Raw genomic sequence first — 21,433 nt, 5'->3', positions numbered from 1 at the left:
CCCGGTCCAGATGATGCAAATTTCCCGTCCCGTTTCCCTTGGCAGATCCGCAGGCGTTGCAGCCGCAGGTCTTGTTTTCTCCTGTCTCGCAACCGTGGCTTTCGCCCAGAGCACCACCAGCAATATGCAGGGTGTGAAGCTCTCCAGCGACCAGCCGATCGCGATTGAAAGCGACCAGCTCGAAATCCGGGATCAGGAGCGTAAGGCCTACTTCACCGGAAACGTGAAAGTTGTGCAGGGCACGACCACCCTTCAGGCCGGCAAGATGACGGTCAACTACAAGGGCGAGGGCTCCTCTCTCACCAGCGGTGACGCGAATATCGAAAAAATCTTCGTTGATAATAATGTCTATCTGACGTCCGAGACCCAGAAGGCCACGGCCGATCACGGCGAATTCGACATGGCGGCGCAGACCTTTATCCTCACGGGCAAGCAGGTCGTTCTGTCCGAGGGCACGAATGTCTTCACCGGCTGCAAGCTCACTGTCCTGATGAATTCGGGACAGGCGAAGCTCGAAAGCTGCGGCGGCCCCGTTCGGATCATGCTCGATCCGAAATCGCAGAAAAAACAGTAGTCTCACCTCGTGAAGATACCCTCGATCTCAAAAATGTTTGGCGGTGGGCGCAACCCATCCGTGGAAGCGACATCACAGGCCGACAAGGCCCGTTATGAAGGCACGCTGATCGCGCATGGCCTGACGAAGACCTATGATACGCGCCGGGTCGTCAACGGCGTGTCGCTGGTCGTGCGCCGCGGTGAGGCCGTAGGGCTTCTGGGTCCGAACGGCGCCGGCAAGACAACCTGTTTTTACATGATCACGGGCCTCGTCCCCGTCGATAGCGGCAAGATCGCCATCAATGGCAACGATGTGACCGGCATGCCGATGTACAGGCGTGCGCGCCTCGGCGTCGGTTATCTGCCGCAGGAAGCCTCGATCTTCCGCGGCCTGACGGTCGAGGAAAACATCCGCGCCGTGCTTGAAGTCCACGAACCGGACAGCGTCAAACGCAACCGCAAGCTCGATGAGCTGCTGGAAGAGTTCCACATTGCCCAGCTGCGCAAGTCGCCTGCCGTTGCGCTGTCTGGCGGTGAACGTCGTCGTCTGGAAATCGCCCGCGCTCTGGCGACCGATCCGACTTTCATGCTGCTCGACGAACCTTTCGCCGGTGTCGATCCGATTTCGGTCAGCGACATCCAGAATCTCGTGAGGCACCTGACCGCACGTGGGATTGGCGTCCTCATCACCGACCACAATGTCCGTGAAACGCTCGGTCTCATCGACCGCGCCTATATCATCCATGCCGGTGAGGTTCTGACCCATGGCCGTGCGGACGACATCGTCAACAATCCGGATGTGCGCCGGCTCTATCTCGGCAATAATTTCAGCCTTTAAGCTTACGGGCGCGAAAGATTCTTCATCGCGCCCCGCGCTGACGCTTGACCAAACAAGATAAAAAAGCAATTTTTGGGCCAAGTTTCTTTGCCTTCTCAAAATTTATGAAAACTGTGGCAATGGAGAAGCTGTAAGGGGAGTTTCGCGTCCGCCATGGCATTGTCTGCCAGCCTTTTGCTGCGTCAAAACCAGTCTCTCGTCATGACACCGCAACTGATGCAGTCCATCCAGCTGCTTCAGATGACGCATTTCGAGCTGACGCAGTTTATCGCGCAGGAGGTGGAACGTAATCCTCTGCTCGAAATTGCGGCAAACGATGGCGATTTGGGCGGAGATATCCCTGATAATGCGGATAATTTCAGCGATGCCGACGGCGAAGCCTCGGATAAAAACACCCCGGTAACGGCCGATAGCGACGACTGGTACGGCGACCGCGCCGCAAATCTTGGCGAGCAACTGGATACCAGCTTCGAAAACGTCTTTCCTGATGATGCCGAGCCCAGAAAGGCCGATGCGCCCGAACTGGCAAGCCAATGGAAATCCATGCCCGGGCAGGAGTCCGGCGAAAGCTATGATCTCGACGACTTCGTCGCCGCGAAACAAAGCCTCGGCGACCATCTCAATCAGCAATTGCCGTTCGCCATCTCCTCTCCGGAAGACAGGATGATCGCTGACGCGTTGATCGGCCAGCTCGATGAGACCGGGTATATTGCAACGGACGCCGTCGATGATGTCGCCGAACGGCTGGGAGCGGCCCCGTCAGTGGTGGAGAGCGTTTTGAAGACGCTTCAGGGCTTCGATCCTCCGGGCGTGTTTTCCCGTTCCTTGAGCGAATGTCTGGCGATCCAGCTCGCCCAGAGGGATCGGCTCGACCCGGCAATGCGGGCCTTGATCGACAATCTGGAGCTTTTGGCCAAACGCGATTTCGCGACCTTGAAAAAACTCTGTGGGGTCGATGAAGAGGACCTTCTCGACATGCTGGCGGAAATCCGGACACTCAATCCGCGTCCCGGCGCAGGTTATGATTCGACCGTTTCGGAGACGATCGTCCCTGATATCATCGTTCGGCCCTCCTCCTCCGGCGGCTGGCTGGTGGAGATCAATCCCGACACCCTGCCGCGGGTGCTCATCAACCAGAGCTACTTCGCCGAGGTCTCGAAACATAAGGCGCGCGCAGGAGAGGACCAGGATTTCCTTTCCGAGTGCATGCAGACGGCCCACTGGCTGACTCGCAGCCTCGACCAGCGCGCCCGGACGATCATGAAGGTGGCGACGGAAATCGTGCGCCAGCAGGACGCCTTCCTCGTCAATGGCGTCGATCACCTGCGCCCGCTGAACCTCAAGACGGTGGCCGACGCCATCAAGATGCACGAATCCACCGTCAGCCGGGTGACGTCGAAGAAATACATGCTGACGCCGCGCGGGCTGTTCGAACTCAAATATTTCTTCAGCGTTTCGATCAGCGCCGTTGAGGGCGGCGATAGCCATTCGGCGGAAGCGGTGCGTCACCGCATCAAGGCCATGATCGCACAGGAGGCCGCCGAGGCGGTGCTTTCCGATGACGATATCGTCGACAATCTGAAGAAGAGCGGTGTTGATCTCGCCCGCCGCACTGTCGCCAAATATCGTGAGGCGATGAACATCCCCTCCTCCGTGCAGAGACGCCGGGAAAAGAAGGCGCTCGCCAGGTTGTCAGTCTTCTGAGCGGTGCATTTGATCACGTTTGGGGCGCTTTTTTGCCGCACCATTGACTCTTATCACGCCAGGGGCTAGAAGCCCGCCGCACACGTAAGCAAGGTCATTTGTAACGGAATAATCTCCACCGTCCATGGGCGTAAAATTCGAATGGAGGCTTTTTAAGGTCTTCGAAACGCTTGGATGCGCGCGCGGCTTGACGTAAGCTGGTACTCGCAAATCACTACAAAAAGGAAAATTTCCATGAGTGTGCGTGTATCTGGTAAACATATGGAGATCGGTGAATCTTTCCGTCAGCGGATTGAGGACAATATAGGTCTGGCAGTTACCAAATACTTCGATGGGGGGTATTCAGGCCAGGTAACCGTGGAGAAGTCCGGATCGCGTTTTGCCGCCGATTGCAAGCTGCATCTCGATACCGGCGTTGTATTGCATGCAGCGGGTCAGGCAAATGATCCGCAGGCAAGCTTCGATGCCGCCGCAGAGCGGATCGAGAAGCGCCTGCGTCGCTACAAGCGCAAGCTTAAGGACCATCACAGTGGTTCGAATGGCGTGTCGCAGGAAATCGCCTATACGGTGATGGATGCTGTTCCCGATGAGGACCATGAGGTTCCCGAGGATTACGCGCCCACCATCGTTGCGGAGAGTTCGAAACAGATAAAGACGATGTCCGTTGCCAGCGCCGTGATGGCGCTCGACATGACGGACGAACCGGTTCTGCTATTCCGCAGCCCGGGTAAAGAATATCTCAACATCGTCTACCGACGTCATGACGGCAATATTGGCTGGATCGACGCGGAAACGATCAAGAGCTGAACAGTCTGACAAGACGTGGGAGGCAGAGCGCGAAAGCGCATCTGCCTTCTGCATCGTCTCGATGGCATGAAGGAAAAAGAGAATGGCGTTGGCAGATTTGCTGCAACAAGATGCGATTATTCCCGCCCTCAAGGTGAATTCCAAAAAGCAATTGCTTCAGGAGCTGGCCGCAAAGGCAGCCAGAATTACCGGGATCTCGGAACGGGAAGTTTTCGACGTCATCCTCCAGCGTGAAAAGCTCGGCTCTACCGGCGTCGGCCACGGCATCGCCATTCCGCATGGCAAGCTCGCCAGCATTCATCAGATTACGGGCGTCTTCGCACGTCTTGAAACGCCGGTCGATTTCGAAGCGCTGGACGACCAGCCAGTCGACCTGGTTTTCCTTTTGCTTGCGCCTGAGGGCGCCGGCGCGGATCACCTGAAGGCGCTGTCTCGAATTGCGCGCGCCCTGCGCGACCCTGAACTGGTGGCCAAGCTGCGCGCCACCGATTCCGACACGGCAATCTACGCTTTCCTCAATCAGGAACAGGCGACGGCGGCTTGATCCGTCGCCGCTGATCTCAGGTTTTCATGACAATAAAAAACGCGCCTCAAGGGCGCGTTTTTTATTACACAGGCAGGAATGCCTCAGGCATCCTTCTCATTGACAGACGCCGTGCCGGGCTCGGCCGATGTGGCAGTTTCCACCTTCGGGCCACCCTTGGCAACGCCAACCATGGCGGGGCGCAGGACGCGGTCACCGATGGTGAAACCGGCCTGAATAACCTGAAGCACGGTGTTGTTCGGAACTGCCGGATTGGGGATTTCAAACATGGCCTGGTGGAAGTTCGGATCGAACTTCTGGCCCTCGGCATCGATCTTCTTGACGCCATGGCGCTCGAGCGTTGACAACATCGAGCGTTCGGTCATCTCGACGCCTTCGATCAGGCCGTTGAGACCGGCTTCGCCATTGGTCTTGAGCTCATCCGGGATGGCCTCGAGCGCGCGGCGAAGATTGTCGGAAACGGCGAGCATGTCGCGTGCAAAACCGGCCAGCGAATAGGCCTTGGCGTCCTTGACGTCGCGCTCGGTGCGGCGGCGAAGATTATCCATTTCGGCGGCAAGACGCAGGAACTTGTCGCGCAGATCGGCATTTTCAGCCTTCAGCAGCTCGACCGGATCGGGTTCGGCAGCATCAGCCGGCTCTTCCCCGGCAAGTGCTGGATCGAGAAACTCTTCGGCGACGTCCGCGTCAGGTCCGGGCTTTTTTGTATCGTCGGTCATGACGTTCTCCAGATTTGAATATTGTTGGTTGCGCCCGATATCGAGCTTTGGCGGGCAAAAATCAAGGCTTGCGGCGAAAAGCTTGCCGCATTCTCCAACCTTGCGGGCTTGTCCTATCTCTGTTTTCGGGAAAGGCGGGCCATGATCTGCGCGGTGTAGTCGACCATGGGGACAATACGGGCGTAATTCAGCCTTGTCGGCCCGATGACACCAACCGCACCCACGACCCGGTTGTCCTCATCGCGATAGGGCGCAACGATCAGCGATGAACCGGACAGCGAAAAGAGCTTGTTTTCCGAGCCGATAAAAATCCTGACCCCCGAACCGCTTTCCGCAAGGTTGAGGATTTCGATGAGATTTTCCTTGCGCTCCAGATCGTCGAACAGCAGACGCACACGGTCAATGTCTTCTTCGCCGGCTAGGCCTTCGAGCAGGTTGGAACGTCCGCGAACGATGAGGCGGCCGAGCTTGCCCTCCTCATTGTCACCCGCCCAGACGGCAAGACCGCGTTCGATGAGGTCTTGCGCCAACGTGCCGAGTTCCGATTGCAATTGCGCCTGCTGCGTCTGGAACTGGCCGCGCAGTTCCTGCAGCGTCTGGCCGGAGAGGTGGGCGTTGATGAAATTGGCCGCCTCGGTCAATTGCGAGGAGGATATACCGGCCGGCAGTTCGATGATGCGGTTTTCGACCTGATTGTGATCGCCCACCAGAACGGCGAGCGCCTTGGTGGGCTCCAGCCGGATGAATTCGACATGTTTGAGGATGACATCGTTCTTGGCCGTCAGCACAAGGCCGGCACCGCGCGACATGCCCGACAGCATGCGGCTTGCCTCAGTCAGCAGCCCTTCCAGCGATTGTTCGTGGCCGGCGACGGGACCGATCTGCCGATCGATATTTGCCCGCTCGTCGGCGGGGAGATCGCCCACCTGCATGAAGGCATCCACGAAGAAACGCAGCCCCGTCTGGGTGGGCAGGCGTCCGGCGCTGATATGCGGCGAATAGATGAGGCCCAACTCTTCGAGATCGCTCATGACATTGCGAACGGAGGCAGGGGAAAGCGACATCGGCAGCAGCCGCGACAGGCTGCGCGATCCCAGGGGTTCGCCAGTGTCGAGATAACCTTCAACGATGCGCCGGAAAATTTCCCGCGACCGTTCATCCAACAGCGATGCCTGATCTTTTGAAAGCGGTGCTGAAAAACCCATCACGTCCGTTCTTTGTCGTCCAAATCTACTCTGAGCCAATATAATGCGTTGCGCCGCTGCGGCAAAATGGAAATTGGCTTTGCAAAAGCCCGGAGCGCGCCTTAGAAGGCAGGAACCAACATGGAGAGTGGATCAAATGCGGCCTTCAGGCAGAAAAACCGATCAGATGCGCAAGGTTTCCTTTGAGCGCAATTTCTCGAAACATGCGGAAGGCTCCTGTCTGGTCAAATTCGGTGACACGCATGTGCTCGTCACCGCAAGCCTTGAAGAAAAGACGCCGCCATGGCTGCGCAACAGCGGCAAGGGCTGGGTGACCGCCGAATACGGCATGTTGCCGCGCTCCACCCATGAGCGCATGAAGCGTGAAGCCGCTTCCGGCAAGCAGGGCGGCCGCACGCAGGAAATCCAGCGCCTCATCGGCCGCTCGCTGCGCGCCGTCGTTGATCTGCAGGCGCTCGGCGAACGCCAGATCAGCATCGACTGTGACGTCATCCAGGCGGATGGCGGCACACGCACGGCCTCCATCACCGGCGCATGGATCGCCCTGCATGATTGCCTGAAGTGGATGGAAACCCGCAACATGATCAAGGTTGAGAAGGTTCTGAAAGACCATATCGCCGCGATCTCCTGCGGCATCTTCGCCAAGCAGCCGGTCATCGATCTCGACTATCTGGAAGATTCTTCCGCCGAGACCGATGCGAATTTCGTCATCACCGGCTCCGGCGGCATCGTTGAAGTTCAGGGGACGGCGGAAGGCGCACCCTTCTCCGAAGAAGAATTCCTGACGCTGCTTGGCCTTGCCAAGGCCGGATGCAGTGAACTGGTCGCCCTTCAGAAACAGACGATCGCCTGAGCCGACAGGAAACCGTGATGCGCAAGCTCGATACCAGAACGATCGTCGTCGCCAGCCACAACAAGGGCAAGATCGCCGAAATCGCCGACCTCATCGGACCTTTCGGCTTTTCCGCCAAGTCGGCTGCCGAGCTGAACTTCCAAGAGCCGGACGAGACGGGCACCACCTTCGAGGAAAATGCCGCCATTAAGGCGCTTGCCTCCGCGAAGGCATCCGGCCTGCCGGCCCTGTCCGACGATTCCGGTCTGGTGATCGACGCGCTGGACGGCGCGCCGGGCGTCTATACCGCCAACTGGGCGGAGACGGCCGACGGCACGCGCGATTTTGCCATGGCTATGCAAAAGGTCGAGGATGCGCTTGCCGAGCGCGGTGCGTCGAAAGCCGAAGATCGCACGGCCCGTTTCGTCAGCGTGCTCTGCCTTGCCTGGCCGGACGGTCATGTCGAATATTTCCGCGGCGAAGTGGAAGGCACGGTGGTGTGGCCGCCGCGCGGAACGAGCGGTTTCGGTTACGATCCGATCTTCAAACCGGAAGGTTATGACACTACATTTGGCGAGATGACGGCCGATGCGAAACACGGCTGGAAACATGGTGACGCGTTTGCTTTGTCGCATCGCGCCCGCGCCTTTAAAAAATTCGTAGAAACCTGCCTGGAGGCATAAACCCTATGGTCGGGGAGCATCATTTTTCTGCCCCCGGCGCATCGCTTCTGCCGGATACGGGCGATCCCGGTTTCGGGATCTATCTGCATTGGCCCTTTTGTGCGGCCAAATGTCCCTATTGCGATTTCAACAGCCATGTCCGCCACCGGCCAGTGGATCAGGAGCGGTTTACCGCGGCCTTTCTGCGTGAAATGGAACATATGCGGGCGCTCAGCGGCCCGAGGGTGGTGACCAGCATTTTCATGGGCGGCGGCACGCCATCGCTGATGGACCCGCAGACGGTCGCCGCCATTCTGGATGGCGTTGCGCGTTTCTGGCACGTGCCCGACGGTATCGAGATTACCATGGAAGCCAATCCTTCCAGCGTCGAGGCGGAACGGTTTCGCGGTTATCGCGCAGCGGGCGTCAACCGCGTCTCGCTTGGCGTGCAGGCACTGAACGACCGTGACCTGAAGTTCCTCGGCCGCCTGCATGATGTTGCCGATGCCCTGAAGGCCATTCGGCTGGCGCGGGAGATTTTTCCGCGCATGTCCTTCGATCTCATTTATGCCCGCCCGAAGCAGACGGTGGCCGAATGGGACGCCGAACTGAAGGAAGCGGTCTCCTATGCCGTCGACCATCTGTCGCTCTATCAGCTGACTATCGAAGAGGGCACGCCTTTTTATGGTTTGCACAAGGCCGGCAAACTGATCGTGCCGGATGGCGAGCATTCGGCTGTGCTTTATGAAGCGACGCAGGAAATCACCGAGCGCTACGGCATGCCGGCCTATGAGGTTTCCAATCACGCCCGCCCCGGCGCCGAAAGCCGCCATAACCTCACCTATTGGCGTTATGGCGACTATGCCGGCATCGGCCCCGGCGCACATGGCCGCCTGACCAGAGGCGCCTCCAAGCTCGCCACCGCCACCGAGCGACACCCGGAAACCTGGCTCGAGACCGTCGAGCGGGAGGGCCATGGCATGGTCGATCAGGAAATGCTGGGCGTCGACGAGCAGGCCGACGAATTGCTGCTGATGGGGCTTCGCCTGCGCGAAGGCATCGATCTGGCCCGCTGGAGCGATCTTTCCGGCCGCGATCTCGACCCGGAGAAGGAGGAATTCCTTCTGCAGCACGGTTTCGTGGAGAGGCTTGGCAATTCGCGCCTGCGCTGCACGCCTTCGGGCATGCTTATTCTGGATGCCGTGGTCGCCGATCTCGCCTGCTGACCGGCCCTCAGCCAATCAAGAATTGAGAAGCCAATAAAAAAGCGGCCCGGAGGCCGCTTTTTTCATGCGTTGTTTTCGTTGATCAGCCGCTTCAACAACTCAACCTCGTGGCCGAGCTTGGTATCGCCGGAAATCAGTTCCTCGATCTTGCGCACCGCGTGGAGAACCGTGGTGTGATCGCGACCGCCGAAACGGCGACCGATCTCGGGGAAGGAGCGCGGCGTCAGCATCTTGGCCAGATACATGGCGATCTGACGCGGCTTGACGATGACGCGGGTGCGGCGGTTGGAGACCAGCTCCTGTCGCGACACATTATAGTGTCTGGCGACGATGCGCTGAATATCCTCAATGCGCACGCGCTTGGCCTCACCGCTTCCGACGAGGTGCGACAGCAGCTCATCGACACGGTCAACCGAGAGGTTCGGCTCAAAAGAGCGGCGGAACATCAGCTGGTTGAAGGCGCCTTCAAGCTCGCGTCCGCTCGCCGTCACGCTTTTGGCCACATGGGTCAGGATTTCGTCCGAAATCTCGAAAGACGGATCGTCCTGACGTGCAGAACCCATACGACGGTTGAGCATTTCATACCGCATGTCGTAATCGGGACCTTCGATCTCGATCGCCATGCCGCCCTGAAGACGGGAACGCACACGCGGATCGAGCGATTCCAGCTCCCACGGCGCACGGTCTGCCGCCACCACGACCTGCTTGGCGCTGTCGAGCAGCATGTTCAGCAGGTGGCAGAATTCGTGCTGGATCATCTTGCCCTGCAGGAACTGCATGTCGTCGATGACGAGCAGATCGATATTGCGCAGCGTGTCCTTCAGCGTCAGCGCATCATTGTCGCGGATCGCGGTCGCAAAACGCCACATAAAATATTCAGCCGTCAGATAGACCACGCGCGGATTGCGCGGGCTGTCGATGGCGGCATTGGCGATGGCCTGCAGAAGATGCGTCTTGCCGAGACCGACACCCGCATGGATGAACAGCGGGTTGAAGCGCACGGCGCCGGCACCGGCTTCGGCGATCGTCTTTGCCGCCGCAAGTGCGACACGGTTGGACGAGCCTTCGACAAAGGTATCGAAGGTGAAACGTGTATCGAGCGGCGAGCCAAACAGCGGCCCGGAGCCACCCTGACGCAGGGTCGCCTGCGCCGCCGCAGGCTGTGCGGAAGGCGCTGTCGCGGGCTGCGACGGAATGAAGGACTTGTTACGCGGAGCCGCCCCGACTTCAGGTGCGGGCTGCACCCGTTCGTCAGTCTGCGCCGGACGAACCGGACGGCTGGCCGAGCGAACAAGAATTTCCACCTTCAGCACATCCGGATCCTCGCTCTGGACGAGGTTGGTGATCAAATCCATGTAACGGTTGTTGATCCAGGACTTCAGAAAGGTCGTCGGAACGGTAAAGCGGACGACGCTTTTCGAAACGGTATGGAGTTTGAGCCGTGCAAACCAGCTCGCATAGACCTCGGGACCAACCTGTGCCTTGAGCCGCGCGCTAAAACGCTCAAACAGCGCATCGTGCTTCATTGCCGATTTGTCCCCTGCCGCTTCTGAGCAAGCTGCATCACGAGCCTTCGGTGCGCGGTCCCCATCGGCCACCGCACCCATCGCCAAATTCAATTGCATATTGCCGCCTTTCAAATTGCCAATCATAGCCTGACGATCAAAAATCGATCGCCAGAGATCCCCCTCGTATTATTCCCGCCTTCAGCGCTCCCCTCGAAAGAGCATCAAAGGCTACTACTTGTTTGCGAGCCGGTTATCCCATTTCCCTCCCCCTCATGGAGAGGCCTGCGACACGCTAAAGACGCTCCTTTCGCCACAACCCTAAGGCGTATTCTTGAGGACAAAAAACCCCTGCCCGTTCCGAGACCGAAACGGCACAAAAAGCTCCATGACCTGAGAAAACGGGTCTCGAAAGACCCGCCAGCAAGAAGGTGAATATCGTCGATATTATCATCGAGATAATCTGTGGACTGAGATCCGCACCCCTTGTTGAAATGCATTTAGGCAGGATCGTGGGGAGAGATCAATGGCGTTTTTTCTGCAAAAACTCAGAACGGCCATTGACTCACAAAGGCCGTTTTGCATCACCGGCAAGGCCCGAAGCAGAATCGCTTATGAATCAATGAGATTCAATTTTGGCAATTTTAGAGAGCCTGTTTTGGTAAAAAAATAAAAATCTTCTTGACTCAAAACTGGTCACGACTTCCGTAGAGAAAGCTTCCCATTTTCCGAGAGACCTCCAGCAAGCCATTGTTTTTATTTAATATTTCCTGTCGTCCATCTGACACGCGTTTGTCACGTTACGGCAGGAATGATTAACAGGCGGTTAGAATCACAAAAAGCCCGGTCAAAAGACCAGGCTTTTTGAATAGTTATTTGTGATTAGCCGGATTAGGCGGAAAGAGCCTTAACGCGCTGTGCAAGACGCGATACCTTGCGGGATGCGGTGTTGCCGTGCAGGACGCCGCGGGTAGCTGCGCGCTGGATCTCAGGCTGAGCTGCCTTCAGAGCTTCGGTGGCGATTGCCAGATCGCCGGAAGCGATGGCTTCCTCGACCTTGCGAATGAAGCCGCGAACGCGCGAACGGCGAGCCTTGTTGACTGCGGTACGGCGAGCGATCTTGCGGGTCGCCTTTTTCGCCGAAGTTGTATTGGCCATGTATGCCTCTCTTCGAATTCAAACCAAATTCCGCAACCAGAGGATCGGGTCGTTCGACGACCTCACTTAACCCAAGAATGCGGGAGTAATTTCGGACAAGCCGGATGGCTTTCCTTAACCGTGGGCGGGCATATACCGCTAAAGCGCACGTCCGTCAACGCGCAAATGGCGGAAAACGCCGATATTCCGACTCCTTAGCGATTCCGGAAAACGGGTTTGCGCTTTTCGATGAAGGCCGCCATGCCCTCCTTCTGATCCGCCGTTGCAAAGAGCGACTGAAAGGATCGCCTTTCGTATCTCAAGCCTTCCGCCAGCGACACCTCGAAGGAGCGATTGACGCTTTCCTTGGCCATAAGAACCGAGGCACGTGACAGCGAAGCGATGCGGGTAGCAGCCTCCACCGCCTCCTCCATCAGATTTGCGGCCGGTACGATGCGCGAGACGAGACCGGCACGCTCGGCCTCCGCCGCATCCATCATGCGGCCGGTCAGAACCAGATCCATGGCCTTTGCCTTGCCCACCGCCCGTGTCAGCCGCTGTGAGCCGCCCATGCCGGGAATGACGCCGAGGGTGATCTCCGGCTGACCGAACTTCGCCGTTTCCGAAGCGATGATGAAATCGCACATCATTGCCAGCTCGCAGCCGCCACCGAGCGCAAAACCCGAAACGGCGGCGATAACCGGCTTCCTCGTCGAGGCGACCTCGTCCCAGCCGCCGAGAAAGTCGCCGACATAGGCGTCGACAAAATCCAGCCCCTGCATTTCCTTGATGTCGGCGCCTGCGGCAAATGCCTTTTCCGAGCCGGTGATGATGATCGCACCGATGGAATCATCGGTAGAGAATGAAGAGAGAATGTGCCGCAGTTCTTTCAGAAGCACCGAGTTGAGGGCGTTGAGCGCCTTGGGGCGGTTGAGCGTGATGACGCCCACCTCATCACGCTTCTCGACCAGTATCGTTTCATAATCCACGGCAATCTCCCCTTCTCCGTTATTCCGGCCCATTACTCTTGGCTCAGTCACTTCTGGCAGGCGGCGCAATAGAAGGTCGAACGACCCGCCTGCACCACTCTTTCAACCGTACCCCCGCAGCCGGGTGTCCGGCAAGGCTGGCCTTCCTGATCGTAGACCGAAAAGGAATGCTGGAAATAACCGAGCGTTCCGTCCGTCTGTATATGGTCGCGCAAAGACGAGCCGCCGGCGGCGATGGCGTCCGCGATAACGTCACGGATTTTTTCCGTGAGATCGGTGAGCTGTGCTTTGGGCTTGCCTGATGTCGTCACCAGCGTTCCCGCTGCCCGCAAAGGAGAAAGATGAGCGCGCCACAGCGCCTCGCAGACATAGATATTGCCGAGGCCGGCAATGACCTTCTGATCCAGCAGCGTGCCTTTCAAGGGCTGGCTCTTGCCCGCAAACCGGCCTGCCAGATAATCGGCGCTCAATGCATTGCCTGTTGGCTCCGGCCCAAGCTCCGCAAAAGCCGGATAGAGATCAAGCTTGTTGCGCTCCACCAGATGCATGAAGCCGAAACGGCGCGGGTCATTATAGATGACGCAGACGCGCTCCTCTCCCTTATCCAGATGAAAGACGACATGGTCGTGCTTGCCATCCTTTGAGCGGGCATAATGAAACGCGCCGGGCGTATTGCCGGCTTCATCCGCCTCCGCCTCGACGCGGAACGAGCCGGACATGCCGAGATGGGCAATGATCGTCAGCCCGTCCTCCAGTTCGATCAAAAGATATTTCGCCCGGCGTCCAAGCGATATGATCGTTTTGCCTTCGATCAGCGTCGCAAAATCCTCCGGGAACGGAAAACGCAGATCGGGGCGGCCGAGATGGAGTTTGCGGACCCTTGCCCCTTCCATGGCGGGGGCGAGGCCGCGTCTGACAGTTTCGACTTCTGGCAATTCTGGCATCTGGCTTATCCGGCAGTTTATCGTTAGGACCATGTGGTCTATACAATGCACGCGAAATGTCGCGCCCAGGCGATGCGGCAACAGATAGCGTCGCCATGACGTTTCCGCTATGGTCCGCCACGCAATAATATGGAGACAGACGATGACCGACGCCCGTACGACCGCAGAAGGCGGCATGGAAACGTCTTATGGCTTTCACAAGGTGAATGAAGGCCAGAAACAGGGGATGGTCAACGAGGTCTTTCACAAGGTGGCCAAGCGCTACGACATCATGAACGACGTGATGTCGGCCGGCCTGCACCGGCTGTGGAAGGACGCCATGGTGTCTTCGCTTTCACCGCGCAAGGATGCTTCCTATAAGGTTCTTGATGTGGCAGGCGGCACCGGCGATATCGCGTTTCGCATCGTTGAAGCCTCAAATCGTCTGGCGCATGCCACCGTTCTTGATATCAACGGCTCGATGCTTGCCGTTGGCGAAGAGCGCGCAGCCAAAAGGAAGCTTTCCGACAATCTGACTTTTGTCGAGGCGAATGCCGAGGATCTGCCCTTCGAGGCGAATACATTCGATGCCTATACCGTCGCCTTCGGCATTCGCAACGTGCCACGCATTGATGTCGCGCTGAAGGAGGCCCATCGCGTGCTGAAACGCGGCGGACGGTTGCTGGTGCTGGAATTTTCCGAAGTCGAAATGCCGTTGCTCGACCGCGTCTATGATGCCTGGTCGTTCAACGCCATTCCGCAATTCGGCAAGATGATCACCGGCGACGCCGAACCCTATCAATATCTGGTCGAGTCAATCCGCAAATTCCCCAATCAGGAGGATTTCGCGGCGATGATCCGTACCGCCGGTTTCTCCCGCGTCTCCTATACCAATTACACCGGCGGCATCGCCGCCCTGCATTCCGGCTGGAAGCTTTAAGAGCATGGCCAGCAGAAGCAGGAGACAGGCATAAGCATGAGCACTTTGGGCGCATATTTCCGCCTCGCAAGGGTTGGCTGGGTTCTCGTGCGCGAAGGCGTCGTGCTGGCCTTGCCGTCCGACGACCTTCCTGCTCCCGCGCAAGCGTTGAAAGCACTGCTTAAACCCTTCGCCCGCAGCAAGGCCAAACGGGCGCAGCGTAGCGACCGGCTGGCAACAGCCGTGGAGCGGCTTGGACCGTCTTATGTGAAGATGGGGCAGTTTCTGGCCACCCGCCCGGATGTGGTGGGCGCCGATTTCGCCGACGATCTCGCAAGCCTTCAGGACCGTATGGCATTTTTCCCGGCCGCCGCGGCGAAGGCCAATATCGAGGGCTCGCTCGGTCGTTCGGTTTCTGATCTCTACAGGGAATTCGGCGATCCGATCGCGGCGGCCTCCATCGCCCAGGTTCACCCGGCAATGGTGGATACTCCGAAGGGACCGCGAAAGATGGCCGTCAAGGTCATCCGCCCCGGCGTGCGCCAGCGTTTCCAGAACGATCTGGAGGCGATGTATCTGATTGCCGACCTGCAGCAGCGCTTTGTCCGCTCCGCCCGCCGTCTGCGGCCGGTGGAGGTGACACGCACGCTGGAGCAGACGACCAAGATCGAAATGGATCTGCGGCTCGAGGCCGCCGCCCTTTCCGAACTTGCCGAAAACACAAAGGATGATCCCGGTTTCCGCGTTCCCGAGGTGGACTGGGAGCGCACCGGCCGCGATGTCGTCACCATGGAGTGGATCGACGGCGTCAAGATGTCGGATATCGAGGGGCTGAAGGCCGCCGGTCACGACCTGAACCAGCTTGCCGACACGCTCATCCAGTCCTTCCTGCGGCACACGCTGCGCGACGGCTTTTTCCATGCCGACATGCATCCGGGCAATCTCTTCGTCGATGCGAATGGCATGATCGTCGCCGTCGATATGGGCATTGCCGGACGCCTCGGCAAAAAGGAGCGCCGTTTCCTCGCCGAAATCCTCTACGGCTTTATCACCCGCGATTACATGCGGGTGGCGGAAGTCCATTTCGAGGCCGGTTATGTGCCGGGCCATCACGATAAAGCCAGTTTCGCGCAGGCGATCCGCGCCATTGGCGAGCCGATCCACGGCCAGCCGGCCGAGACAATCTCCATGGGCAAGCTGTTGACCCTGCTGTTCGAAGTGACCGAGCTTTTCGACATGGAAACGCGGCCGGAACTGGTGATGCTGCAAAAGACCATGGTGGTGGTGGAAGGTGTATCACGCATGCTGAACCCGCGCTTCAACATGTGGAAAGCGGCCGATCCGGTCGTCGGCGGCTGGATCAGGGACAATCTCGGCCCGAAGCGCATCGTCACCGATCTGAAAGACGGCATGAAGGCCGCTCTAAAGCTTGCTGAAGCGGCACCCGAGATCGCCGCCAAGACCGAAAAGCTGCATTCCGAACTGATGTATATGAGCGAAAACGGCTTGCGTTTTGATGCCCAGACAGCCGAAGCCATCGGCAAGGCGGAAGCGCGCCATACCAAATGGGGACGGATTGCGCTGTGGGTGATTGCGCTGACGCTTCTCTATATTGCCATCCGAATCAGCTAAGACATATCTGAACTAGGAGGTGCGCGATGTCACGGTTGGGCACCTCAGTTACCAAAAACCGCCTGTCCAGCCGACGTGACGACCGCATGCCATGCTCATGCAATCTAATGAAGAATAGTGACCTGATCTTCTCAACGAAACAGGTGACCGATGCGATTGTTCACACTTCTGGTTGGCTCGCTATTCTTCAGTCTTCAACCGGTCGCAGTGCCGGAAGCAATGGCGCAACACAGGGTCTACGACCCCTGTACGGATGGTAGCTTAAACGATGGAATACCACGCAGTTGCGACGAGCTGAAACGGGAATTGCGACGCAGCGACAGGTATGATCGCAGGGAATGGGATTATTATCGGCCGATGCGGCCAATGCGCACCGATCCATGCAGGGACGGGCGCGTCAGCGACGGGCAACCGCGATCCTGCGGAGAGTTGCGTCGCTGGTTGAATGGTAAATGATTGCCGGACGGGAATTGAAATTCATGGCAAAAACTCACGCAGTGAAACAGGCCCTTGCCTATTGTTCGTGGCCGATGGTGTTCCTCTCCGGCCTTGCCGGCTCCTATTTCGCCTTCAACAGCAGCCATCCCATAGGCGCGTTTCTGAGCGTCTATGCGGGCGCGGTTTTGAGCCTGTTTCTTCTGGAACGCTATATCCCTTATGAGGTTCAGTGGCTTCAGGGCGATGGCGAAACCGCAACCAGCATCGGCCACACCCTGTTGACCAAGGGTCTTGTGCAGCTTGCCGCCGTTGCAGGGGCAATCTTTCCGATGTTGACCGCCAACGTGCTGCAACCGCTTGCGGCCATGCGGTTCAATCTTTGGCCTTCTGATCTGCCGATGGTCGTTCAGGTCGCGCTTGCGGTCACTATCGCTGAATTCGGCCTTTACTGGGCGCACCGTATCGCACATGAAACCGTGTTCTTCTGGCGTTTCCATGCCCTGCATCACAGCGTTGTCCGGCTTTGGGTGGTCAATACCGGCCGCTTTCATGTGGCGGACTCGCTCTTCAAGATCGCGCTCAGTCAGCTTCCGCTCTATTTGATGGGCGCACCCTTGCAGGTTTTCTGGTGGCTTGGCGCCGTTACCGCCTTCATCGGCATTCTGACCCATTGCAATGTCGATATGAAAACCGGCCCGCTGGACTACGTGTTCAGCACGCCGCGGCTGCACCGCTGGCACCATTCCAAGGAGCTTCCCGAAGGAAACACCAATTACGGGGAGAATCTCGTCATATTCGACCAGCTGTTCGGCAGCTATTTCAACCCTAATCGCCCATCCTCGACCAATATCGGCATCAAGGGCCAAATTGCGAAGGGCTTTCTGCCCCAGCTTTTTCAGCCCTTCACCAGGAAAGGCGTTCACCAGATCATCGGGCGAAACACGAAAGACAATTCAGGCGAAACGCCCGGCATATGATGTCAGCCGAGAACTATGCCCAGTTCAGCGCGCAGTTTCTTCGTCAGGCCGGCTGAAACAAGTTCATAGGAGCGGCGCACATAGTGCTCCAGTTCCTCCTGCTCGAGCGGTGAATGGTCACCGATCGATATCCATTTGCGTTTGGCGAAATAGGGCGCCTGACCGATGCCCTCAAGCGAGGTGAGGATTTCGAAACTCTCCTCAGAGCATTTCACCACCAGCCCCCAGTCCACCCGCTCGCCCAACACGGCAAAGACCTTGTCGCCGACCTTCGCGACATGGGAATCCCACTGATCGACGAAACGCACGCCCGGCCATTCGCCCAGCACTCTGTCGAATGTCTTGCGATCGAACAGGCTCATGCGAGTTTCTCCGCAATAAGGGCCGCCAGACGTTTGGCGACTTCGGTCTTGTCGAGATCCGGCCAGACCTCTACGCCCTCCGCCGAAATGATCTTCACGCTGTTGCGGTCTCCGCCCATGATGCCGGTTTCAGCCGATACATCATTGGCTACGATGTAATCCGCGCCCTTACGCTCGAGCTTGGCCCTGCCGTTTTTCTCCACGTCCTGTGTTTCCGCAGCGAAGCCGACCACCAGTTTCGGGCGCTTTTCGTGGTGGCCCACGGTTTTCAGAATATCGGGGTTTTCCATCAGTTGCAGCGCTGGCGGTGCATCGCCCGGCTGCTTCTTGATCTTCTGCTCCGACGAGCCAACGACCCGCCAGTCTGCGACGGCCGCGACCATCACGGCGATATCCGCCGGAAGCCTTGAGATCACCGCATCGCGCATTTCTTCGGCACGCTCGACATGGACCGTTGCAACACCGGCAGGATCGGCGATGGTGACGGGACCGGACACCAGCGTGACCTCTGCCCCAAGTTCCGCAAGCGCTGCCGCGATGGCATGGCCCTGCTTGCCCGACGAGCGGTTGGCGATATAACGCACCGGATCAATCGGCTCATGCGTGGGGCCGGAAGTGACGATGGCCGTTCTGCCCTTGAGCGGCTTGGGGCCATTGTCCAAAAGCGTCTCCACCGCTTCGACGATCTGCAATGGCTCCGCCATGCGGCCAAGACCCGCCTCGCCCTTCTCCGCCATCTCGCCTGCCATGGGTCCGATAAAAACCACGCCGTCTTTTTTCAGCACGTCGACATTGCGTGCCGTCGGCTTCGCCGACCACATTTTAGGGTTCATGGCAGGCGCGACCAGCACCTTGCGGTCAGTCGCAAGAAGGATAGTGGAGGCGAGATCGTCGGCCAGACCATGCGCCATCTTTGCCATCAGATCGGCGGTGGCGGGCGCGACGAGCACCAGATCGCAGTCACGCGCCAGCCTGATATGACCGACATCTTGCTCGTCCTGCCTTGAAAAAAGCTCGGTGAAGACATGCGTGGCCGACAGCACGCCGACGGCCAGCGGAGTGACGAATTCCTGAGCACCCTTCGTCATGACAGGCGTCACCTTCGCGCCACGCTCTTTCAGGCGGCGGATGAGATCGAGGCTCTTATAGGCCGCGATACCGCCGGAGATGATGAGGAGAATATGTTTGCCTGAAAGCGTCATGATGCCGGACCAGTTTCCCGTTTCAGGGGAAACTAAGCCCTTGGCATACAAAGTGCAATCCGGCTGATATCACGCAGCCTTGGCGACGTGATATTCCTTGATCGCGACCATCTTGATCGCCGGAAACCGCTCGGATTCGTAGCGCAGCGAGAAGGCGTCCTGCGCCAGAAACACCGGATCGCCATCCAGATCGCGGGCGATATCGCCGCGCTTGACGTTGAGGAACTTGTCCATTTCCGCCGGCTGATCGGAGGAAATCCAGCGGCAGACGGAAAAGCGTGACATTTCGAAGGAAACCGGCAGGCCGTATTCGCCCATCAGCCGTTCTTTCAACACATCCAGCTGCAGTGCGCCGACGACACCGACGATGGCCGGCGAGCCGTCTTCCGGCGAAAAGAGCTGCACAACACCCTCTTCCGCCATCTGCTGCAGGGCCTCCTTCAGCTTCTTCGCCTTCATCGCATCTTCCAGCCGCACGCGACGAAGGATTTCCGGCGAGAAGTTCGGAACGCCCTGGAAGACGAGGTTTTCACCCTCGGTCAGCGTATCGCCGATGCGCAGCGTGCCGTGGTTGGGAATGCCGACCACATCGCCCGCAAAGGCCGTATCGGCCAGCTGGCGCTGCGAGGCGAAGAAGAATTGCGGCGCGGTCAGCCCCATCAACTTGCCGGTGCGCGACAGGCGCGCCTTCATGCCGCGCTCCAGCTTGCCGGAGCAGATGCGGGCAAAGGCGATGCGGTCGCGGTGGTTGGGGTCCATATTGGCCTGAATCTTGAAGACGAAGGCCGTCATTTTGTCTTCAGCCGCATGCACGGTGCGGGTATCCGCCACCTGATCGCGCGGCGGCGGCGCGAAATCGCCGAGCGCATTGATGAGGTCGCGTACACCGAAATTGCGCAGCGCCGAACCGAAGAACACCGGTGTCATGTGGCCTTCGAGAAACGCCTGACGGTCAAAGGGACGGCAGGCTTCCAGCGCCAGTTCCGTTTCCTCGACAAAGACCTTGCGTTCGTTTTCCGGCAGCCGATCGGCAACTGCCTGCGGACCGTTGACCGAAAGGCCGTCTACCTGCGTGTCGTTGCCGCGAAAGGTATTTTCGGCGAGATTATAAGCGCCGCAGAAGCTTTTTGCCCGGCCAACCGGCCAGGTAATCGGCGCGGTATCAAGCGCCAGCTTTTCCTCGACCTCATCCAGAATCTCGAAGGGGTCGCGGCTTTCGCGGTCCATTTTATTGATGAAGGTGATGATCGGAATATCGCGCATGCGGCAGACTTCGAAGAGCTTCAGCGTGCGCGGCTCGATACCCTTGGCGGCATCGATGACCATGATCGCCGCATCCACCGCTGTCAGCGTGCGGTAGGTGTCGTCGGCAAAGTCTTCGTGGCCCGGCGTATCGAGAATGTTGAAGACCCGGTCGTTATATTCGAAGGTCATGACCGAGGTGACGACCGAAATACCGCGCTCACGCTCGATCTTCATCCAGTCCGAACGGGTCTGGATGCGATCCTTCTTCGCCTTCACTTCACCGGCAAGCTGGATTGCTCCGCCGAACAGCAGCAGTTTTTCGGTGAGTGTGGTCTTACCCGCGTCCGGGTGCGCGATAATAGCAAAGGTGCGGCGGCGGGAGACCGCCTCGGCAAGTGTTTCGGCCATCTGACAAATCCTGTGAATTGCGGGCTATCTAGCGTTTCAGGTCCGCATTTGCAATTGACCTTGCCGCGATCTGCGCAAACTAATGCCGCATGACCGTTCAAAATGACAATCGCCCCCCTCTTCGCCTCGTCCGCCTCGCCAATGGCGCAGGCCTCGAATTGCCGTCCTATGAGACCGGCGGTGCTGCCGGCATGGACCTGCGCGCCGCAGTGCCTGCAGATCAACCGCTGACGTTGAAACCCGGCGAACGGGCGCTGGTGCCGACCGGCTTCATCTTCGAAGTTCCGCACGGTTACGAGGCGCAAATCCGCCCCCGCTCCGGTCTTGCCATCAAGAACGGCATCACCTGCCTCAACTCCCCCGGCACGGTGGACAGCGATTATCGCGGCGAGGTGAAGGTCATTCTGGCCAATCTGGGACAGGATGATTTCACCATCGAGCGCGGCATGCGCATTGCGCAGATGGTGATCGCGCCGGTGACGCAGGTTACCGTGAGCGAAGTGGCGGAAACCTCCGAGACGGCGCGTGGCGCCGGCGGTTTCGGTTCGACCGGGGTCTGACCGGCAGCCAGCATGATCGATTGTTTTTACCCGGCAATTTCGCT

The 21,433-nt window shown here is 58.6% G+C and carries 21 protein-coding genes; 12 read left to right on the top strand and 9 right to left on the bottom strand.

The genetic code is table 11. The annotated features are described in order from the left end of the window. The first annotated feature begins 10 nt into the window (after window positions 1–10). From JZX89_RS12150 to ptsN, 5 genes are all read left to right on the top strand, one after another. The gene (locus JZX89_RS12150) at window positions 11–574 is read left to right on the top strand and encodes an LptA/OstA family protein (protein WP_369809545.1); all 564 of its coding nucleotides are present in this window, start codon (window positions 11–13) and stop codon (window positions 572–574) included. 33 nt (window positions 575–607) lie between these two features. Beyond that, the gene (gene lptB, locus JZX89_RS12145; RefSeq protein WP_153515200.1) at window positions 608–1,393 is read left to right on the top strand and encodes an LPS export ABC transporter ATP-binding protein; all 786 of its coding nucleotides are present in this window, start codon (window positions 608–610) and stop codon (window positions 1,391–1,393) included. Between the two features lie 153 nt (window positions 1,394–1,546). Beyond that, entirely contained in the window at window positions 1,547–3,097 is a 1,551-nt protein-coding gene (gene rpoN / locus JZX89_RS12140; RefSeq protein ID WP_207134179.1) for an RNA polymerase factor sigma-54, read from the top strand. 234 nt (window positions 3,098–3,331) lie between these two features. Next, window positions 3,332–3,904: a ribosome hibernation-promoting factor, HPF/YfiA family gene (gene hpf, locus JZX89_RS12135; protein ID WP_149898399.1), complete on the top strand. Its 573-nt coding sequence runs from the start codon at window positions 3,332–3,334 to the stop codon at window positions 3,902–3,904. An 82-nt stretch (window positions 3,905–3,986) separates the two neighbouring features. Next, window positions 3,987–4,448 (top strand): PTS IIA-like nitrogen regulatory protein PtsN, encoded by a 462-nt coding sequence (gene ptsN, locus JZX89_RS12130; RefSeq protein WP_149898398.1) that lies wholly within the window; start codon window positions 3,987–3,989, stop codon window positions 4,446–4,448. An 83-nt stretch (window positions 4,449–4,531) separates the two neighbouring features. On the opposite strand, the gene grpE is transcribed toward ptsN, so the two are convergent. After that, window positions 4,532–5,167 carry a nucleotide exchange factor GrpE gene (gene grpE, locus JZX89_RS12125; protein WP_207134178.1) on the bottom strand — a complete coding sequence of 212 codons (636 nt, stop codon included), beginning with the start codon at window positions 5,165–5,167 and terminating at the stop codon, window positions 4,532–4,534. A 113-nt stretch (window positions 5,168–5,280) separates the two neighbouring features. Next, window positions 5,281–6,372 (bottom strand): heat-inducible transcriptional repressor HrcA, encoded by a 1,092-nt coding sequence (hrcA, locus tag JZX89_RS12120; RefSeq protein ID WP_149898396.1) that lies wholly within the window; start codon window positions 6,370–6,372, stop codon window positions 5,281–5,283. 136 nt (window positions 6,373–6,508) lie between these two features. On the opposite strand from hrcA, the gene rph reads away from it, so the two are divergent. The 3 genes from rph to hemW are packed head-to-tail and all read left to right on the top strand — an operon-like array spanning window position 6,509 to window position 9,092. Further along, window positions 6,509–7,225 carry a ribonuclease PH gene (rph, locus tag JZX89_RS12115; RefSeq protein WP_149898395.1) on the top strand — a complete coding sequence of 239 codons (717 nt, stop codon included), beginning with the start codon at window positions 6,509–6,511 and terminating at the stop codon, window positions 7,223–7,225. 17 nt (window positions 7,226–7,242) lie between these two features. Continuing rightward, the gene (gene rdgB / locus JZX89_RS12110) at window positions 7,243–7,887 is read left to right on the top strand and encodes an RdgB/HAM1 family non-canonical purine NTP pyrophosphatase (protein ID WP_149898394.1); all 645 of its coding nucleotides are present in this window, start codon (window positions 7,243–7,245) and stop codon (window positions 7,885–7,887) included. Between the two features lie 5 nt (window positions 7,888–7,892). Further along, window positions 7,893–9,092, top strand: a complete 1,200-nt coding sequence (hemW, locus tag JZX89_RS12105; protein WP_046799451.1) for a radical SAM family heme chaperone HemW — start codon at window positions 7,893–7,895, stop codon at window positions 9,090–9,092. Between the two features lie 62 nt (window positions 9,093–9,154). Here hemW and dnaA read toward each other — a convergent pair whose 3' ends face one another. The 4 genes from dnaA to mutM form a co-directional block, all read right to left on the bottom strand. Beyond that, the gene (gene dnaA / locus JZX89_RS12100) at window positions 9,155–10,618 is read right to left on the bottom strand and encodes a chromosomal replication initiator protein DnaA (RefSeq protein WP_369809547.1); all 1,464 of its coding nucleotides are present in this window, start codon (window positions 10,616–10,618) and stop codon (window positions 9,155–9,157) included. 870 nt (window positions 10,619–11,488) lie between these two features. Then, on the bottom strand, window positions 11,489–11,755 hold the full coding sequence (rpsT, locus tag JZX89_RS12095; RefSeq protein ID WP_149898392.1) for a 30S ribosomal protein S20: 267 nt from the start codon (window positions 11,753–11,755) through the stop codon (window positions 11,489–11,491). Window positions 11,756–11,949: 194 nt separating this feature from the next. Next, window positions 11,950–12,723, bottom strand: coding sequence for an enoyl-CoA hydratase (locus tag JZX89_RS12090; RefSeq protein ID WP_188355942.1), 774 nt, complete (start codon window positions 12,721–12,723; stop codon window positions 11,950–11,952). Between the two features lie 47 nt (window positions 12,724–12,770). Further along, window positions 12,771–13,667 (bottom strand): bifunctional DNA-formamidopyrimidine glycosylase/DNA-(apurinic or apyrimidinic site) lyase, encoded by an 897-nt coding sequence (mutM, locus tag JZX89_RS12085; protein WP_153515205.1) that lies wholly within the window; start codon window positions 13,665–13,667, stop codon window positions 12,771–12,773. A gap of 142 nt (window positions 13,668–13,809) precedes the next feature. Here mutM and ubiE point away from each other — a divergent pair, with 142 nt between their 5' ends. The 3 genes from ubiE (at window position 13,810) to olsE (ending at window position 17,612) form a co-directional block, all read left to right on the top strand. Further along, window positions 13,810–14,586, top strand: a complete 777-nt coding sequence (gene ubiE, locus JZX89_RS12080; RefSeq protein ID WP_149898389.1) for a bifunctional demethylmenaquinone methyltransferase/2-methoxy-6-polyprenyl-1,4-benzoquinol methylase UbiE — start codon at window positions 13,810–13,812, stop codon at window positions 14,584–14,586. Window positions 14,587–14,622: 36 nt separating this feature from the next. Further along, on the top strand, window positions 14,623–16,197 hold the full coding sequence (ubiB, locus tag JZX89_RS12075; protein ID WP_153515206.1) for a 2-polyprenylphenol 6-hydroxylase: 1,575 nt from the start codon (window positions 14,623–14,625) through the stop codon (window positions 16,195–16,197). Between the two features lie 479 nt (window positions 16,198–16,676). Continuing rightward, window positions 16,677–17,612 carry an ornithine lipid hydroxylase OlsE gene (gene olsE / locus JZX89_RS12070; RefSeq protein ID WP_207134177.1) on the top strand — a complete coding sequence of 312 codons (936 nt, stop codon included), beginning with the start codon at window positions 16,677–16,679 and terminating at the stop codon, window positions 17,610–17,612. Window positions 17,613–17,614: 2 nt separating this feature from the next. Here the strand turns inward: olsE and JZX89_RS12065 are convergent, their stop codons facing one another. The 3 genes from JZX89_RS12065 to JZX89_RS12055 all read right to left on the bottom strand — a co-directional run bounded on the left by JZX89_RS12065 (window position 17,615) and on the right by JZX89_RS12055 (window position 20,829). After that, window positions 17,615–17,974 (bottom strand): MmcQ/YjbR family DNA-binding protein, encoded by a 360-nt coding sequence (locus JZX89_RS12065; protein WP_207134176.1) that lies wholly within the window; start codon window positions 17,972–17,974, stop codon window positions 17,615–17,617. After that, window positions 17,971–19,176 (bottom strand): bifunctional phosphopantothenoylcysteine decarboxylase/phosphopantothenate--cysteine ligase CoaBC, encoded by a 1,206-nt coding sequence (gene coaBC / locus JZX89_RS12060; RefSeq protein WP_207134175.1) that lies wholly within the window; start codon window positions 19,174–19,176, stop codon window positions 17,971–17,973. The genes JZX89_RS12065 and coaBC overlap by 4 nt, the downstream gene beginning before the upstream one ends. A gap of 69 nt (window positions 19,177–19,245) precedes the next feature. After that, the gene (locus JZX89_RS12055) at window positions 19,246–20,829 is read right to left on the bottom strand and encodes a peptide chain release factor 3 (RefSeq protein ID WP_097101319.1); all 1,584 of its coding nucleotides are present in this window, start codon (window positions 20,827–20,829) and stop codon (window positions 19,246–19,248) included. 89 nt (window positions 20,830–20,918) lie between these two features. Here JZX89_RS12055 and dut point away from each other — a divergent pair, with 89 nt between their 5' ends. Then, window positions 20,919–21,389 carry a dUTP diphosphatase gene (gene dut / locus JZX89_RS12050; protein ID WP_207134174.1) on the top strand — a complete coding sequence of 157 codons (471 nt, stop codon included), beginning with the start codon at window positions 20,919–20,921 and terminating at the stop codon, window positions 21,387–21,389. Window positions 21,390–21,433 lie beyond the last annotated feature (44 nt).

Source organism: Agrobacterium burrii, from assembly GCF_017313405.1.
In the GTDB taxonomy this organism is placed as follows: Bacteria; Pseudomonadota; Alphaproteobacteria; order Rhizobiales; family Rhizobiaceae; genus Agrobacterium; species Agrobacterium burrii.
Note: the sequence above shows the minus strand (reverse complement) of the source record. Positions and strands in the feature narration are given on the sequence as shown.